Annotated in this window: 17 protein-coding genes; 12 read left to right on the top strand and 5 right to left on the bottom strand. The window is 66.5% G+C overall.

Annotated elements, in window-relative coordinates; translation table 11 throughout:
• Positions 1–12 precede the first annotated feature (12 nt).
• From DM992_RS34995 to DM992_RS34985, 3 genes are all read left to right on the top strand, one after another.
• Positions 13–675 carry a nitroreductase gene (locus DM992_RS34995; protein ID WP_111020837.1) on the top strand — a complete coding sequence of 221 codons (663 nt, stop codon included), beginning with the start codon at positions 13–15 and terminating at the stop codon, positions 673–675.
• Positions 676–787: 112 nt separating this feature from the next.
• Positions 788–1,255 carry a sodium:proline symporter gene (locus DM992_RS34990; protein ID WP_111020836.1) on the top strand — a complete coding sequence of 156 codons (468 nt, stop codon included), beginning with the start codon at positions 788–790 and terminating at the stop codon, positions 1,253–1,255.
• Between the two features lie 218 nt (positions 1,256–1,473).
• The gene (locus DM992_RS34985; RefSeq protein ID WP_111021603.1) at positions 1,474–1,965 is read left to right on the top strand and encodes a hypothetical protein; all 492 of its coding nucleotides are present in this window, start codon (positions 1,474–1,476) and stop codon (positions 1,963–1,965) included.
• 147 nt (positions 1,966–2,112) lie between these two features.
• Here DM992_RS34985 and DM992_RS34980 read toward each other — a convergent pair whose 3' ends face one another.
• On the bottom strand, positions 2,113–3,285 hold the full coding sequence (locus tag DM992_RS34980; protein WP_111020835.1) for a porin: 1,173 nt from the start codon (positions 3,283–3,285) through the stop codon (positions 2,113–2,115).
• A gap of 239 nt (positions 3,286–3,524) precedes the next feature.
• A complete protein-coding gene (locus tag DM992_RS34975; protein WP_111020834.1) occupies positions 3,525–5,381 on the bottom strand; it encodes an ABC transporter ATP-binding protein in 1,857 nt (618 codons plus the stop codon).
• A 282-nt stretch (positions 5,382–5,663) separates the two neighbouring features.
• Between DM992_RS34975 and DM992_RS34970 the strand changes: the two genes are divergently transcribed.
• The 6 genes from DM992_RS34970 to DM992_RS34945 all read left to right on the top strand — a co-directional run bounded on the left by DM992_RS34970 (position 5,664) and on the right by DM992_RS34945 (position 9,958).
• Positions 5,664–6,230, top strand: a complete 567-nt coding sequence (locus DM992_RS34970) for a TetR/AcrR family transcriptional regulator (RefSeq protein WP_111020833.1) — start codon at positions 5,664–5,666, stop codon at positions 6,228–6,230.
• A gap of 223 nt (positions 6,231–6,453) precedes the next feature.
• Positions 6,454–6,879, top strand: a complete 426-nt coding sequence (locus DM992_RS34965; protein ID WP_034182523.1) for an organic hydroperoxide resistance protein — start codon at positions 6,454–6,456, stop codon at positions 6,877–6,879.
• Between the two features lie 57 nt (positions 6,880–6,936).
• Entirely contained in the window at positions 6,937–7,971 is a 1,035-nt protein-coding gene (locus tag DM992_RS34960) for an alpha/beta hydrolase (RefSeq protein ID WP_111020832.1), read from the top strand.
• Between the two features lie 352 nt (positions 7,972–8,323).
• On the top strand, positions 8,324–8,695 hold the full coding sequence (locus DM992_RS34955; protein ID WP_111020831.1) for a CidA/LrgA family protein: 372 nt from the start codon (positions 8,324–8,326) through the stop codon (positions 8,693–8,695).
• Positions 8,692–9,426, top strand: a complete 735-nt coding sequence (locus DM992_RS34950) for an LrgB family protein (protein WP_111020830.1) — start codon at positions 8,692–8,694, stop codon at positions 9,424–9,426. The genes DM992_RS34955 and DM992_RS34950 overlap by 4 nt, the downstream gene beginning before the upstream one ends.
• Before the next feature lie 226 nt (positions 9,427–9,652).
• Positions 9,653–9,958 carry a hypothetical protein gene (locus DM992_RS34945; RefSeq protein WP_072440397.1) on the top strand — a complete coding sequence of 102 codons (306 nt, stop codon included), beginning with the start codon at positions 9,653–9,655 and terminating at the stop codon, positions 9,956–9,958.
• Positions 9,959–10,077: 119 nt separating this feature from the next.
• On the opposite strand, the gene wrbA is transcribed toward DM992_RS34945, so the two are convergent.
• Positions 10,078–10,680, bottom strand: a complete 603-nt coding sequence (wrbA, locus tag DM992_RS34940) for an NAD(P)H:quinone oxidoreductase (RefSeq protein ID WP_111020829.1) — start codon at positions 10,678–10,680, stop codon at positions 10,078–10,080.
• Between the two features lie 61 nt (positions 10,681–10,741).
• Entirely contained in the window at positions 10,742–11,467 is a 726-nt protein-coding gene (locus DM992_RS34935; RefSeq protein WP_111020828.1) for a pirin family protein, read from the bottom strand.
• Positions 11,468–11,595: 128 nt separating this feature from the next.
• Here DM992_RS34935 and DM992_RS34930 point away from each other — a divergent pair, with 128 nt between their 5' ends.
• Together DM992_RS34930 and DM992_RS34925 are read left to right on the top strand one after the other, a co-directional pair.
• The gene (locus tag DM992_RS34930; protein ID WP_111020827.1) at positions 11,596–12,513 is read left to right on the top strand and encodes a LysR family transcriptional regulator; all 918 of its coding nucleotides are present in this window, start codon (positions 11,596–11,598) and stop codon (positions 12,511–12,513) included.
• Between the two features lie 356 nt (positions 12,514–12,869).
• Entirely contained in the window at positions 12,870–13,940 is a 1,071-nt protein-coding gene (locus DM992_RS34925) for a lysozyme inhibitor LprI family protein (protein WP_111020826.1), read from the top strand.
• A 34-nt stretch (positions 13,941–13,974) separates the two neighbouring features.
• Here DM992_RS34925 and DM992_RS34920 read toward each other — a convergent pair whose 3' ends face one another.
• Positions 13,975–15,063: a LacI family DNA-binding transcriptional regulator gene (locus tag DM992_RS34920; RefSeq protein WP_111020825.1), complete on the bottom strand. Its 1,089-nt coding sequence runs from the start codon at positions 15,061–15,063 to the stop codon at positions 13,975–13,977.
• 241 nt (positions 15,064–15,304) lie between these two features.
• On the opposite strand from DM992_RS34920, the gene rbsK reads away from it, so the two are divergent.
• The gene (gene rbsK / locus DM992_RS34915; protein WP_111020824.1) at positions 15,305–16,231 is read left to right on the top strand and encodes a ribokinase; all 927 of its coding nucleotides are present in this window, start codon (positions 15,305–15,307) and stop codon (positions 16,229–16,231) included.
• Positions 16,232–16,287: the final 56 nt, after the last annotated feature.

Here is a 16,287-nt window from a genome sequence, read left to right as displayed (position 1 = left end):
GGGAGGTACACGATGAACAGACCAGACAAGTCGTCGAAAGCGCGTGCGGCGCTCGATCAGTTGTTCTCGGGCATTGCGCCTGCGGACGCGAAGAGTGCATCACGACCGGGCAATCCGTTCGAAGCGGCGGGAGACGATGTGTCCATCGACGCCGACGGCCGGGTTGAAGTGACGCTGTCGACCAGAATCCAGTTGCGCGGCTATCCGGGCGCGGACGCGTTCATGAAGCGCATGGCCGAAGCGTGGGGCCTCGAGTGGGGGACGTACGACAGCGTTCAGGCCATCGCGAAGCTGCCTGCCGGATGGCGCTCGCGCCGGCTTCCGGATGTCACGCAGATCGTCGACGGACACGATGTGCTGCGCGCGGAGAGCAGCCTGCAGGGCGGCGAGATGTCGTATCTGAAAGTGAACCCGCGGTACTACATCGACGCACGCAAGGGGTTCGGCTGGGGCAAGTCGTCGAAGGCGTCCGACGATCCGGATCTCGACGGCCCTGACTGGAACTGCTTCGTGATCGATCGGGAAAAGTCCATCGAAGTGCACGAATTGACCACCTCGTCGTTGAAAGCCGATATGGACAATGCCCGCGCGACATTGCTGAAATGGCTCGACGAACACTATCCCAAACATCGCGATCCGTTTGCGTACTGGACGGACTGCGAAGGGGCGTCCTGACTTTGCGTGGCCGCCCGGTTCGGTATCGCGGGCACACGCTGCCCGATCGGAACCGGAGCGGACGGATCGCACGCCGCTTCGATGCATCGGCCGGTCGCGATGGGGACGCCAATTGAAACAAGCCAGTCCGGTCCCGATTCTCTGCGCAGCGTTTGGCGCGGCTGTCGGGTCGACCGTCATCGAGCTGCTGATCTGGTCGATCGCAGGCGATGACGCCATGCGCAACCTGTTCCGCGACGCGCGCCTGACGGCAGCCATCGTGATGGGGCGCAGCGTGCTCGGTTCGTCCGCCGGCTTCGATCCGATGGTCATGGGTGTCGCGACACTCGTGCATGCCGCTCTGTCGCTTGCCTATGCGGCCGTGCTGGCGAAGGTGGTCCGGAACATGTCGCTCGGGGCCGCGCTTCTCGCAGGCGGCGCGTTCGGGCTCATCCTGTACGGCGTCAATCTGCACGCCTTCACGGCGATCTTCCCGTGGTTCATCCCGGTTCGCGGCGCGATCACGCTGGTGGCCCATCTGGTATTCGGGGTCACGGCAGCGGCTGTCTACCACGTCGTCAAACGCTCGGTCGGACGCTGACCGCCGCAACGATTGCCGGCGCCTCCCGCTTCCGTCATTCGCATCCCGACCCCTGGAATAACCGGGCGTGCTGCTTCGTTTAGCCGTCAGGAGACCCGATACGAAGCGGTGGCCCGTTACCGCCGCGCGATGAATCCTGCGCAAGCAATCCAGCGTGCCGGGCGCCGCCCGTGACGCCGGCGGTCAAATGGTCGGGGGCAACAATGCAGGAGCCGATCATGGGCAACATGTTTCGATTCGGGATAGGCATCGTCTGTCTTGGGCTTTCCGTGCCTGTCCTTGCGCAAATGGATGATGAATTACCGGACTACGGCACAAACTGTCGCGCCGTCGCCGCGCAAGCGGACATCGACGGTACGGAGCAGCAAATCGTGGGGCGTGCGTGTCTGCAAAGCGATGGCACATGGCAGATCGTGCAAAGTGCCGACGGCAGCGTGCTGTGGTACCCGGCGGCGGCCTATCCGTATCCCGACCCGTGGTATTGGGGGCCGCCGCTTTTCATCGGCGCGGGCGTGAGCTTCGTCTTTGTCGATCGTTTCCGTCATTTCCACCACTTCGATCACTTCAATCGGATGGATCATCGTCGCTTCGGCGTACCGATGGGGGCAGGCTTTCACCGTGGCCCGTTTCTTGGCGGCGGCGGCCATGGATTCGGCGGCATGCATCGGTTCGGTGGCATGAGCGGGGCTGGCGGAATGCGACGGCATTAGGCCGGCGTTTAGACGTAAGGCAACCGCATTGCCCGGTTCGAACGCTAGGCTAAGCTGAGCGTTTTGAACGGAAACGCAGACCGTGTAAACGACACAGGCGCGCATCATGGTGCGCGCCTGCGTGGCTGTCGCGATGCGACGCCGCGATCAGAACTTGTGGCGAATCCCGACGATTGCGAGTTCCTGCGTATCGGTGCCGGAGTTCACGCCGTACGAGCCGACCGACGCGGCGGCCTTCACGGTCGCGCCGCTCGCGTCGAGCGTGTTGCCGCTTGCCTTCTGATAGCCGAACAGCGCATACAGGTCGGTGCGTTTCGACAGCGCGTAATCCGCGCCGAGGTTGACCTGGTTGTAGTGCGCGGAAGCCGGGCCCGTCAGCGACGTGTAGTTGTAGCCGACGCCCGCGCGCAGCGCCGGCGAGAACTGCCAGTTGAAGAACGCCGAACCGTTGTTGAACTTCGCGTTCTGGCTGAATGCCGACAGCGTGTCCGCACCGTACTGCGTATTCGAATACGCGAGGCCGAAGGTCGCCGGCCCGGCTACGTACTGGCCGGCGACGCGCACGATCTGGATCGACTTCGCGCTCGAGAAGCCCTGGTTGATCACGGTGTTGAACAGCGTGTCCGAGCTGCTCGACCACGTGCGCACGCCGTTGGCGACGGTCGAGCCGCCGTTCGCGTAGAAGAAGCCGGCGCCGAGCGACAGCGGGCCGTTCGCGTAGCTCGCGCCGAAGCTGTACGTGCGGCCATTGCCGGTGGCGCCCGCGACGCCGCCGAAGCCGTACAGCGCTGCGAACTGGAAGCCCGAGATCAGCGGGCTGGTGTATTTCACCGAGTTGCTGACGCGCAGGCTGTTGTCGTAGTTGTCCAGGTCGCCCGGCGTCGCGAATACGCCGCCGAAGTAGTTGTCCTGCGTGAGGCCCTGCACGAGATCGACGACCGGATCGTACTGGCGGCCGAGCGTCACGGTGCCGTACGTGCTGCTCGCGAGGCCGACGACGGCCTTGCGGCCGAATTCGCGCTGTCCCTGGCCGAGCGCGCCGGTGCCGATGTTGAAGCCGTTCTCGAGCTGGAACAGCGCGGACAGCCCGCTGCCGAGATCCTCGATGCCGCGCAGCCCCCAGCGGCTGCCGGACAGGTTGCCGCTGCTGAACTTGACGAGGCTCGACGCGTTGCCGCCGCTCGCGTTCCGCGCGTTGTGCACGTAGGCGATGCCTGCGTCGGCGATGCCGTACAGCGTGACGCTGCTTTGCGCATGCGCGCCGGCGGCGCAGAGCGCGGCCGGCAGCGCGAGCAGTGCGAATGAGCGGATTCGTTTCATGGTCGGATTCCCCTGTTGGTCGATTTGTCTGACGAGTCGGTGAACGATACGGACAGCGCATCGTCAAGGGAACCAACAAATTTTCGAATCGTTATGAGGCGGCGCGAAGGCTTCGCGATTGGTCGGCGCGCCGCTCGGTGTATCGCCGTATCGTTGTGTTGGCAACCGATGCGGCAGGGACACGCCGTTTCAGGCGTCCGCGCTGTTGGGCACGACGCCTGGAGTTTCGACACGGCGGCCTATTGCTCCGCTCCCTCCGTCTCCGCCGTTTCGCCGAGGAACCCGCCGCTCTGGTGCGCCCACAGCGCCGCATAGATGCCGCCCGCCTGCAGCAGTTGCTGGTGCGTGCCTTCCTCGACGATGCGCCCTTCGTCGAGCACGATCAGCCGGTCCATCGCCGCGATCGTCGACAGCCGGTGCGCGATCGCGATCACCGTCTTGCCGCTCATCAGGCTGTCGAGGCTGCGCTGGATCGCGACTTCGACTTCGGAATCGAGTGCGCTGGTCGCTTCGTCGAGCACCAGGATCGGCGCGTCCTTGAGCATCACGCGCGCGATCGCGACACGCTGCCGCTGGCCGCCCGACAGCTTCACGCCGCGCTCGCCGACCTCGACGTCGTAGCCGCTGCGCCCGTGGCGATCGCGCAGCCGGTCGATGAACTCGGACGCCTCCGCGCGCACGGCCGCGTCCTGCATTTCGCGCTCGGTTGCATCGGGGCGACCGTACAGCAGGTTCTCGCGCATCGTCCGGTGCAGCAGCGACGTATCCTGCGTGACCATCCCGATCGCGCTGCGCAGGCTGTCCTGCGTCACGTGCGCGATGTCCTGCCCGTCGATCCGGATCGTGCCGCCGCCAACGTCGTAGAAGCGCAGCAGCAGGTTCACGAGCGTCGACTTGCCGGCGCCCGAGCGGCCGATCAGGCCGATCCGCTCGCCCGGCCGGATCGTCAGGTTCAGCCCGTCGAACACTGCGCGGTCGTTGTCCTCGTGCGCGAACTGCACGTTGTCGAACACGATCCCGCCGCGCTGCACCACGAGCGGCTTCGCATCGGGGGCGTCGACCACGCTGCGCACCTTCGTCAGCGTGTTGATGCCGTCCTGGATCGTGCCGACGTTCTCGAACAGCTCGGTCATCTCCCACATGATCCAGTGCGAATAGCTCGACAGGCGCAGCGCCATCGCGATCACGGCCGCGACGACGCCCGCGCTCGCTTCGCCATGCATCCACAGATACAGCGCGAGGCCGGTCGAGCCGACCAGCAGCAGCGTCGACAGCAGGTGGTTGACGATCTCGAACGCGCTGACGAGCCGCATCTGCGCGTCGCCGGTCGCCTTGAACGCTTCCATCGCACGGCGTGCGTGGTCGGCTTCGCGCCGCGTATGCGAGAACAGCTTCACGGTCGTGATGTTCGAATACGCGTCGGTGATGCGGCCCGTCATCAGCGCGCGCGCGTCGGCCTGCCGGCTGCCGACGGCGCCGAGGCGCGGCACGAAAAACGCGCACGCCGCGCCGTAGCCGAGCGCCCACAGTGCGAGCGGAATCATCAGCCGCCAGTCGAAGCTCGCCGCGAGCGCGAGGATGCCGATCAGGTACGCGGCGACGCCGATCACGACATCGACCGACATGAACAGCGCATCGCGCACGGCGAGCGCGGTCTGCATGATCTTGGTCGTCACGCGGCCCGCGAACTCGTTCGCATAGAACGACAGGCTCTGGTCGAGCATCAGCCGATGAAACAGCCAGCGCAGCCGCATCGGGAAGTTGATCGCGAGCACCTGGTGCTTGACCATCGTATGCAGCGCGATCAGCAGCGCGCTGCCGACGAGGATCGCCGCGAAACCGGCAAGCGTGCCGAAGTGACGGCCGCCGAATTCCGCCGGCGTCGCCGCCGACGACAGCCAGTCGACCACGCGCCCCATCATCGCGAACAGCGCGGCTTCGTACGCGGCCAGCGCGGCCGATGTCAGCGCGATCAGCAGAATCCAGCTGCGTGCGCCTTTCGTGCACGCCCAGACGAACGAGAAGAATCCCTTCGGCGGCGTGACGGGATCTTCGAGCGGGAAAGTCGGCAGGCGCCGTTCAAACCACGAGTACATCGACTGTTCTCCTTATACGGTCCGACGAAGCGGGCGGGCCGGTGATGCAGGTGCCGGGCGCGACGCGATGTCGGGGCGCTGGCGCGCACATCCGACCGACGATTGCGTCGTGGTCGCTTCGCCTGGCTGCGAGTGTCGCATCGATTCGATCGGGCTGCAGGCCGGTTGTAAGCAGCAGCGGCCGGGGCGGCGTGTGCCCGCGCTTCCGGTTTTTCGAGGTTTTTCATTCCGCCCCAAAAAAAGTGCTTGACCGTCTATCTATGAGTAGATAAAGTTCGATCCATGGAAACGAAACCGACCGTCCGCGAACAGATTCTCGACCACGCGATCACGCTGATGATGCTGCGCGGTTACAACGGCTTCAGCTATCGAGACCTGTCCGACCTGGTGGGCGTGAAGACGTCGAGCATCCACTACTACTTCCCGTCGAAGGACGACCTCGTGCTGGAAGCCGTAGCGGCGTATAGCGACGAAGTCCTCGCGGCCATGCGGGCGATCGATCCGGCGTTGCCGGCCGACGTGAAGCTGAGCCTGTACACGAAGCTGTTCGGCCGGACGCTCGGCGACGGCAACCAGATCTGCCTGTGCGGGATGCTCGCGGCCGACATCGAATCGTTGCCGGAGAACGTGCGGCAGGCCGTGCAGGCATTCTTCAAGGCCAACGAGAACTGGCTGGCGGAATTGCTGGCGCAGGGCGCGAAGGAGCGCACGCTGCAGTTCAGCGGCAAGCCCGAAACGGCGGCGCGCACGTTGTATGCGGCGTTCCAGGGCAGCGTGCTGGCCAGCCGGCTGTTTCACACACGGGCGCGTCTCGAGGATGTCGAGGCCGTCTGGAAAACCCGGTCCTGACGGACGGGGCAAGCAGTCAGGCGGTTCGCCGCCTTTTGTTGGGATTTGTTATCTATCTTTTAGTAGATAGATTATCGGAGCAGGTGGATCGCCCGCCTGCATTTTTGGGGGATGTTTATCTATCTATGGGTAGATAAACAAGCGTGACGCCGGCGGCAAGGCTTTCGGCACGCGGTCCCGGGTTGGAAGGCTGTTTCACTCACTGATTGAAAAGGAGTCTGTCATGTCGATCGAAAAAGTGCTGTACCGCGCCCATGCAAAAGCCACCGGCGGCCGCGACGGCCGTGCCACGGTGCCCGAAAGCGGCCTGGACCTGAAGCTGACCACGCCGCGTGAGCTCGGCGGCGCGGGCGGCGCAGGCGCGAATCCCGAGCAACTGTTCGCGGCCGGCTACAGCGCGTGCTTCATCGGCGCGATGAAGTTCGTCGCGGCCCGCGACAAGATCGCGATCCCCGCGGATGCCGCCATCGAAGGCAGCGTCGGCATCGGCGCGATCCCGAACGGCTTCGGCATCGAAGTCGAACTGAAGATCTCGCTGCCGGGCCTCGATCGCGACACCGCTCAAACGCTGATCGATCGCGCGCACGTCGTCTGCCCGTACTCGAACGCGACGCGCGGCAACATCGACGTCACGTTGACGCTTGTCTGATCGAACGTACTACGAACCATTGATCGCCATTCACCGGTTAAGCCAAGGAGTTTCGTCATGAAGATCGTCAAGCCGCTGCTGATCGCCGCCGCTGTTGCAGCCGCGTTGTCCACCGCGTCCACCGCATTTGCAGCGGGCGCCGAAGCCGTCCGTCCCGACGCGGCGACGAGCGGGTTCCTCGCTGCGCTGAACGGCCAGAAGGGCCCCGGCCTCGAGACGTTGAGCCCGGCGAAGGCGCGCCAGGTGCTGGTGGACGCGCAGAACGGCGCGAAGGTCGACCTGTCGGGTATCGACGTGTCGAACCGCACGATCGAGCAGGACGGCTTGTCGGTGCCGATCACGATCGTTCGCCCGCAGGGCGCGACGGGTACGCTGCCGGTGTTCATGTTCTTCCACGGCGGCGGCTGGATTCTCGGCGACTTCCCGACGCATGAACGCCTCGTGCGCGATCTCGTCGTGCAATCGGGTGCGGTCGCGGTGTTCGTGAATTACACGCCGTCGCCGGAAGCGCGCTACCCGGTCGCGATCAACCAGGCGTATGCGGCGACGAAGTGGGTAGCCGCGCACGGCGCGGAGATCGGCGTCGACGGCGGCCGCCTCGCGGTGGTCGGCAACAGCGTCGGCGGGAACATGGCGGCCGTGGTGTCGCTGATGGCGAAGGACAAGGGCGGCCCCGCGATCCGCTTCCAGGGCCTGATGTGGCCCGTCACAGACCACAACTTCAATACGGGCTCGTACAACGCGTATCAGCAGGGGCACTTCCTGACGCGGCCGATGATGAAGTGGTTCTGGGACGCCTATACGAAGAACGAAGCGCAACGCAACGACATCTACGCGTCGCCGCTGCGCGCGAGCACCGCGCAGTTGAAGGGCCTGCCGCCCGCGCTGATCCAGGTTGCGCAGTTCGACGTGCTGCGCGACGAAGGCGAAGCGTACGGCCGCAAGCTCGACGCGGCCGGTGTCGACGCGACGACCACGCGCTACGACGGCACGATTCACGATTTCGGTCTGCTGAACGCGCTGGCTGCGGATGCACCGACGAAGGCCGCGACGAAGGCGCTGGCGAATGAAATCGCGACACGGCTGAAGTAACGTGGCGGGTGGCATTCGAATTCGAAAGAACGCATTCGAATGCGAAAGACGAAGTGGCGGGCTTATGCCCGCCGTTTTTGCATACGGACGACAGGCGCGGTGAAAGACGACACCAGTCGCGTCCGGACCGTTGCGCTATCGCTCTCCTTCGTCTCGCCCGGTTCCGCCCGATCTCTTGGCTGATCCGACCGGATTGAAACGGCCGAACCGGGCTCGCGCGATCATGCGATTGCGCCGTCGCGACCGCTCGCAGGCATTGTTGGTACGATCGCGCATATCGTTCACGCCGGCGCCGCAAGCCGCCGGCCCGGCGGCCGCGCGGACTCGCGGCCACCTTCGGGAGAAGCGGTTCATGCTGCAGGCGTTCGCGGTCTTGCTGGTCTTCCAGTGTCTAGGGGAAGGCGTGTCCTATCTGTTCGGCCTGCCGGTGCCGGGCCCGGTGATCGGCATGCTGCTGCTGTTCGGCTTCGTGATGCTGCGTCCGCAGGTGGCCGACGCGATCGAGCCGACCGCGCTCGAGCTGCTGCGCCACCTGTCGCTGCTGTTCGTGCCGGCCGGCGTCGGCATCATGGTGTCGGCCGACCGCGTGCGCGGCGATGCAGTGGCGGTCGTCGTCGCGCTGGCGGTGAGCACCACGCTCGCGATCGCCGTGACGGCGCTCGTCACGCGTGCGCTGCTGCGGCGCCAGCGCCGCGCGGACGGCACCGCGGAGCGCACGCAATGACGGCCTTCCCGAAACTCGGCGCGATCTGGGTCTATCTCGCCGCGAGCCCGCTGCTGGGCCTGACCATCACGTTGATCGCATATCTGTTCGCGCAGGCCGTTTATGCACGGGCGCGCTTCAACCCGCTCGCGAACCCCGTGCTGATCGCGGTCGCGCTGATCGTCTTGCTGCTGACGATCACGCATACGCCGTATCCGACCTATTTCGAAGGCGCGCAGTTCGTCCATTTCCTGCTCGGCCCCGCGACCGTCGCACTCGCGCTGCCGCTGTACCGGCAGTGGTCGAAGCTGCGGCGCAGCGCGCTGCCGCTGCTCGTCGGCCTGCTCGCGGGCTCGCTGACCGCGATCGTGTCGGCGGTCGGCATCGCCGCGCTGTTCGGCGCATCGCACCAGACGATCGCGTCGCTCGCGCCGAAATCGGCGACGACGCCGATCGCGATGGCCGTCGCCGCGGAGATCGGCGGCATTCCGTCGCTGACCGCCGTGCTTGTGATCTCGACCGGGATCTTCGGCGCCGTGTGCGCGCGCGGGATCCTCAACGCACTGCGGATCGACGAGCCGGCCGTGCGCGGCTTCGCGCTCGGCGTCGCGTCGCACGGGATCGGTACCGCACGCGCGTTCCAGGTCAGCGAGGAGGCCGGCGCGTTCGCCGGGCTCGGGATGGGGCTGAACGGCGTGCTGACGGCGTTCGTCGTGCCGATCCTGCTGCCGGTGCTGTCGCGCTGGGTCTGAGCGCAGGGTGCCCCGGGCTATCGGTTTCCCTGATGGGCGCGGACGACATGGCGACACGACGGCGTGCGCGGCGCGCACGTATCGCCGTCGTTATCAGGAGAATTCAGGAACGCACACGGACATTTGCGCAGCGATCGGCTAACGTTGCATCGGCGCCGTTGTCGCAAGCCGTCGCGTGCGCGCTGATATTCGACCCACAACCAACAATCGACAAGGAGATCCGGCCATGAAGAAGTCTCGCGTGGTTTCAGTGGCAGCAGCAGTAACGGCGTCGTTCGGTCTGCTGTTGACCGCCGCGCCGGCGGCATACGCGCAGGATCCGGCGTCCGCGCCGACGCAGAAGCAGCTCGACAAGGCGCAGAAGAAAGCGGCGCGCAAGGCGGCCCGGGCACGCCACGCGTCGGACCTGAAGGCGATCGGCACCGGCAGCGGTTACCGGCTGACCAACGACCAGAGCAATTATCCGCAGAACGCCGTGCAGAAGGCGCCCGCGACGAAGGCGGCGCCCGCCGCGCCGGCTTCGGGGCAGTAACGGGCGGCAAACACGCATGAACGGACGGCGCCGGGTTGCCCCGGCGCCGTCCGTTCGTGTGCGGTTTTCCGGGATGCCGGACCGTGCGCGGCCGGCGGATCCCCGGAGGGTGCGACGCGTTACGACGCGAGCTTGCTCGCGAGTTCCGCGACGTGCTTGCCCTGGTAGCGGGCGATATCGAGTTCGTTCGCGCTCGGCTGGCGGCTGCCGTCCGCGCCTGCGAGCGTCGTCGCGCCGTACGGCGTGCCGCCGGTGATTTCGTTCATGTTGACGAGCCCGCTGCACGCATACGGCACGCCTACGATCACCATCCCCTGGTGCAGCAGCGTCGTGTGGAACGACGTGATCGTCGTTTCCTGGCCGCCGTGCTGCGTGCCGGTCGACGCGAACACGCTGCCGATCTTGCCGACGAGCGCGCCCTTCATCCACAGGCCGCCGGTCTGGTCGAGGAACGTGCGCATCTGGCCGGCCATGTTGCCGAAACGGGTCGGCGTGCCGAAGATGATCGCATCGTAATCGGCGAGCTCGTCCACCGTGGCGACCGGTGCGGCCTGGTCGACCTTCACGCCGATCGCCCTGGCCTGGTCGACGGGAATCGTTTCGGGCACGCGCTTGAGCGCGACCTCGACGCCGGGCACCGATTTTGCGCCTTCCGCGACGTGTTGCGCCATCGTTTCGACGTGCCCGTAGGACGAGTAGTAAAGAACGAGTACCTTGGCCATGATGCGAATCTCCGATTAAAAGGGCCCCGCGTTCGGCGGGGCCCGGTTTCCCGAACGGGCGTTATGCCCACTCGGCCGTCACTTCGACCGGGCGCAGGTCGAACACCAGCACTTCGGCATCGTTGCCGTCGGCGAGCGTCAGCGCCTGTTCGCCGCGGATGCGCGCGCCGTCGCCTTCGCCGAGCGTCACGCCGTTGACCGTCACGCTGCCGCGTGCAACGTGCACGTAGGCAAAGCGGTCCGGCGCCAGTTCCAGCGTAGCGCGTTCATCGCCGTCGAACAGGCCCGCGTAGATCCGCGTGTCCTGCCGGATCTTCAGCGAACCGCCGTCGCCGTTCGGCGACACGACCAGCGTGAGCTTGCCGCGCTTGTCCTCGGCCGCGACATTCGTCTGCTGATAACGCGGCTCGGCACCCTTTTCGGCCGGCCCGACCCAGATCTGCAGGAAGTGGACCCCCGCGTCAGGCGAGTGGTTGAACTCGCTGTGGCGAACGCCCGTGCCCGCGCTCATCAGTTGCACGTCGCCCGGCACGATCACCGACCCGGTGCCCATCGAGTCCTTGTGTTCCAGCGCGCCATCGAGCACGTACGACAGGATCTCCATGTCGCGGTGCGGGTGCGTGCCGAAGCCGCGGCCCGGTGCGACGCGGTCGTCGTTGATCACGAGCAGGTCGGAGAAGCCGACTTGCTTCGGATCGTAGTAATTCGCGAACGAAAACGTATGACGGGAGCTGAGCCAGCCATGCTCCGCACGGCCACGTTGGTTTGCTGCACGGATTTCGATCATGATTTCTGTCCTTGAAGTCGCCGGGCCTCGGAAGTGGGTCCGGCCGTTCGTTGAGATGAATCTTAGGTCAATCGATTTGACAAATAAATGGCTGCAGGGATAATGTCTGTCGCTATGGAGTGGACAATATGGAACTCAACGACTTGCGGATCTTCGTCGCGACGGTCGACGCGGGCAGCTTCACGGCGGCGGCCGATCAGTTGATGCTGTCCAAGCAGTTCGTCAGCCGGCGCACGATGGCGCTGGAGGCGTCGCTCGGCGTGCGGCTTCTGCACCGCAACACGCGCAATCTCGCGGTGACCGAATCGGGGCAGGAGTTTTATGTGCGGGCGCAGCGGATCCTTGCCGAGATCGCCGACGCCGAGCAGGCGATGTCGGTGCGCAGCACCGAGCTGCACGGGTCGCTGAAGATCAGCGCGCCGCTGTCGTTCGGGATCACGCACGTGTCGCCGCTGATCGCCGAATTCCTGTCCGCGCATCCGGCCGTGCGGCTGAACCTCGACCTGACCGACCGGCGCGTCGACCTGATCGGCGAGGGCTTCGATCTCGTGCTGCGGATCGGCTCGCTCGAGGATTCGACGCTGATCGCGCGCCCGCTCGGCGCGTGGCGGATGATCGCGTGCGCGAGCCCCGCCTATCTGAAGCGCCAGGGCACGCCCGAGACGCCGGCCGATCTCGCCGGCCACACGTGCCTGCTGTACGGGCGCGAGCGGCGCGTCGGCTGGGAATTCCGCGTCGATGGCGCGGCGCGCACGTTCGACGTGCAGGGGCCGCTCGTCGCGAACAACGGCGAAGTGGTGCGCGACGCGGCGATCGCGGGGCTCGGCATCGTGCTGCTGCCGCACTTCATCGTCGGCACGGCGCTCGACAGCGGCGCGCTCGTGCCGGTGCTCGACGCGTATGCGCCGTCGCCGATCACGCTCAATGCGGTGTTTCCGCAGCATCGCGAAGGGTTCGTCACGCTGCGCACGTTCATCGGATTTCTCGCGGAACGGCTTGGCGAGACTGCGCCGGTGGCGAAGGGCGGGGCGGGCAGGCGGCGGTAGCGGGCGGCGTGCGGTGAATAGAGGCGTTATTCACCGCAGGAATTGCGGAGAATATTAAGCCGCGCGGCGAATCGATGGGGTCATCTCCGCGTCATGAGCGGAGATTGCACCTTCATCTGGGAGGCGGCCGACTGGCCTGCATCCGTGGAAGCCGCATTGCACGACGGCATCGTGCAATGCAGCGTGGCCGCCGGGACGGTTGCGTCGGCATCGATCGTCGATTGATCGGCATCGCGCATTCGGGTTACGCTGCGGCGGGCGACGGTATGCGCCGCCTGCCGGGCCGGGTGTTTTTACCTCGAATGTCGCGCGCAGGTAGCTTCTACGGGTGCGCGACCCAGCGACGATCCAAGCCGATGACTATCCAGAACCGATCGAACGCGCGCGGGCAAGCCGCGATTCCCGCATCTGATGCGCGGTACACGCACCTGCGATCGATCGCGGCGGCCGCGCTGCTGACGCTGTTGCCGATCGCCGCGCATGCGGCCGGCTTCGACTGTGCGAAGGCCGCTTCGCCGACCGAGAAGACGATCTGCGCCGACACCGCGCTATCGAAGCTCGACGGCGACCTGGCGGCGGCGTGGAAGAAGGCGCTCGCGAAAGGCGGCGATACGGCCGCGCTGAAGGCCGCGCAGCTGAAGTGGCTCAAGCAGCGCGACCAGTGCGGCACCGACGCGCCGTGCGTCGGCGACCGCTATCGCGAACGGCTCGCGAGCCTGAACGGCACGCCGTTCGCCGCGGACCGCTGGCAGCAGACCTGGTACCTGACGAGCGGCAACCCGTCGTTTGGCGGCGTGCTGAAATTTACCGGCACCGCACCTCGGCTGCATTTCGAATTGAGTGCCAACAACGGCGCGAATACCGGCGGGCTCGACGGCGACATCGTGCTGCACGGCGACAGCGGCACCTATCGCAAGGACAAGTGCCGGCTCGATTTCGACCGGAAGAGCGGGCGCATCCACGTCACGCAGCAGGGTGGTGATTTCGATTGCGGCGCCGGCGCGGGCGTTGTCTACGCGGGCGACTACGTGACCGCGTCGCAGTTCCAGGCCAAGCCGCAGGCCGACCTGCTGAGCCTCAAGGTCGTGACCGACGCGACGCAGAACGCGACCGCGCACAAGCTGCTTGGCGCCGACTACCCGACGCTCGTCGACATGATCAATTACAGCGTCGACGAAAAGGATCTCGACGGGCTGAACGCGCGCGTGAAGTCCTACTGGGTGCGCGGCATCGCGACGACAAACGCGGCGATCGTGATGAGCCGCGGCACCGATCTGTGGATCGGGCTGCTGGTGTTCGACGCGCAGAACAAGGTCCGGATGCGTTATTACTCGAACGCGCAGGCGTGGAAGAAAACCGTGCCGAAGACCATCCAGGCGTGGCACGACAATCTCGACAAGACGCTGCCGATCGACGTGATGCAGTGAGTGCGCGGGGCGGCCGGTGCCGTCCGACGCGTGTTCATTTCTTGCGCGATGCGCGAGCCGGCGCCGGCGGCGCGGCCGATTCCCGTATGCGCAACTCGGGCATGACCGCTCGACCGGGCCCCGTTGCGCCGTTCTCGAGCGCATCGAGCAACGCATGCGCGGCCTGCCGCCCGATCGCATCGGTGTCGACCCACATCGTCGTCAGCGGCGGCCGGATTTCGCGCGCGATCGCGATGTCGTCGAACCCGGTGATCGACAATTGCGCGGGCACGTCGATGCCGAGCGCCTGCGCCTCGAGCAACGCGCCGAGCGCGAGCGCGTCGTTGCCGCAAATCACGGCCGTCGGCCGCGTCGCCGCATCGCTGTCGGCGATCGCGCGCAGGCTCGCCCGCCCGAACGCGATCGTGGCCGCGCCTTCGTGCTGATGCACGGGGCGCACCGCGAGCCCGTGCGCGGCAAGCGTGTCGTGAATGCCGCGCAGGCGAGCCTGCACGCGGTCGTTGTCGGCCGACGGCTGCATGATGATCGCGAAATCGCGGTGGCCGAGGTCGAGCAGGTGCGTGGTGAGCCGCGCGAACGCCGCTCGGTTGTCGAAGCCGATGCAGCAGTGCGGGCTGTCGTCGCGATATGCGTACGTGACGACGTACGGCACGCCGTGCATCGCAAGCAGTTCGAACAATTCGGGCGGATACGCTTCGCCGACCAGCGACACGGCTTCGACGCCGCGCGACAGCATCGCGCGCACCTGCGCCAGCGCCTGCGCGGGATCGTAGTTCGAGCAGCCGAGAAACAGCGTGATGCCGTGCTCCGCCATGACGGTCTGCATGCCCGCGACCTGCGACGCGAACACCTGGTCGTCGAGCGTCGGAATGATCGCGCCGGTGATGTGGGTGCGCGTGGACGCGAGCGCGCGGCCGGCCGCATTCGGAATCCAGTTCAGTGCGCGCGCCGCGTCGCGCACGCGCTGCTGGACGTCGGCCGACACCTTGCCGGGATCGTTGTAGACGCGCGAGACGGTCGCGGTCGACACGCCGGCCAGCTTCGCGACATCGCTGAGCACCGAGCGGCCGCTGCCGCGGCGCGCACGGGACGCGCCGCCGCGGGACGGGGGCGTGCTGCTCATCGGCCGTCTCCCGACGCGGCGGTGTTGTCTACGCCGCGTGCTGTCAAAAGCGTCATTGTTTACCCTCGATTCATGGCGGTCCCGCTTGCATCCCGATTCGATCCTGTGAGAATGTAAGCGCTATCTTGATGCTGCTCCATATTATGTCAGACGCATACTTCATCCGCATCGCGAAATTTTCATCGACGACGGCCTTCCCGGCCGTTTTGGCCATCTCAAATGTAAGCGATTACATTCAAAAATGAACAGCGCCCGTTCACCGCATATCGCTGTCGTCGGCAGCGTGAACATCGACCTCGTCACGCGCGCGCCGCGCCTGCCGGTGTCGGGCGAGACGCTGCTCGGCACTGAATTCCAGACCGTTCACGGCGGCAAGGGGGCGAACCAGGCGGTCGCGGCCGCGCGTCTGGGGGCGTCGGTCGCGATGATCGGCTGCGTCGGCGACGACGCGTTCGGCGCGCGCCTGCACGGTGCGCTGGCGGCGGAACGGATCGACGTGACGCACCTGCGTCGCATCGGCGGCACGGCGACCGGTGTTGCCGCGATCACGGTCGACGACGGCGGCGCGAACAGCATCGTCGTCGTGCCCGGCGCGAATGCGTGCCTCGACGCCGACCGGATCGACGCGGCGCGCGAAACGATCGCCGGGGCGGCGCTGCTCGTGTGCCAGCTAGAAGTGCCGGTCGCGACCGTGGCGCGCGCGATTGCCTGTGCGAGTACGCACCACACGCCGGTGCTGCTCAATCCCGCGCCTGCGCAGCCGCTGTTCGACGCGTTGCTGGCGCGAGTCGACTACCTCGTCGTCAACGAAACCGAAGCCGAGTCGCTGACCGGCATCGCCGTCGGCGACGATGCGTCGGCCGTGCGCGCCGCCGATGTGCTGTGTGCGAAGGGCGTCGGCAACGTGCTGGTCACGCTCGGCGCGCGCGGCGTGTGCTGGCGCGGCAGCGCTGGGAATGGCCGCCATCGTGCGATGTCGGTGACGGCCGTCGATACGACCGCGGCCGGCGACACGTTCGTCGGCGGGTTCGCGGCCGCCCGCGCAGACGGCGCGTCGATGGACGACGCGATCGGCTTCGGTCAGCGTGCGGCCGCGATCAGCGTCACGCGCTGCGGCGCGCAGACCTCGATCCCGACGCGCGAAGAAGTGACACGTATGGATGCCTGAATTCCGCAAGCGACGGAATGGCCGGAACCGGCCGATACCGGAGACATGGAGACAAA

Source organism: Burkholderia sp. JP2-270, from assembly GCF_003233675.1.
Lineage (GTDB): Bacteria > Pseudomonadota > Gammaproteobacteria > Burkholderiales > Burkholderiaceae > Burkholderia > Burkholderia pyrrocinia_C.
Note: the sequence above shows the minus strand (reverse complement) of the source record. Positions and strands in the feature narration are given on the sequence as shown.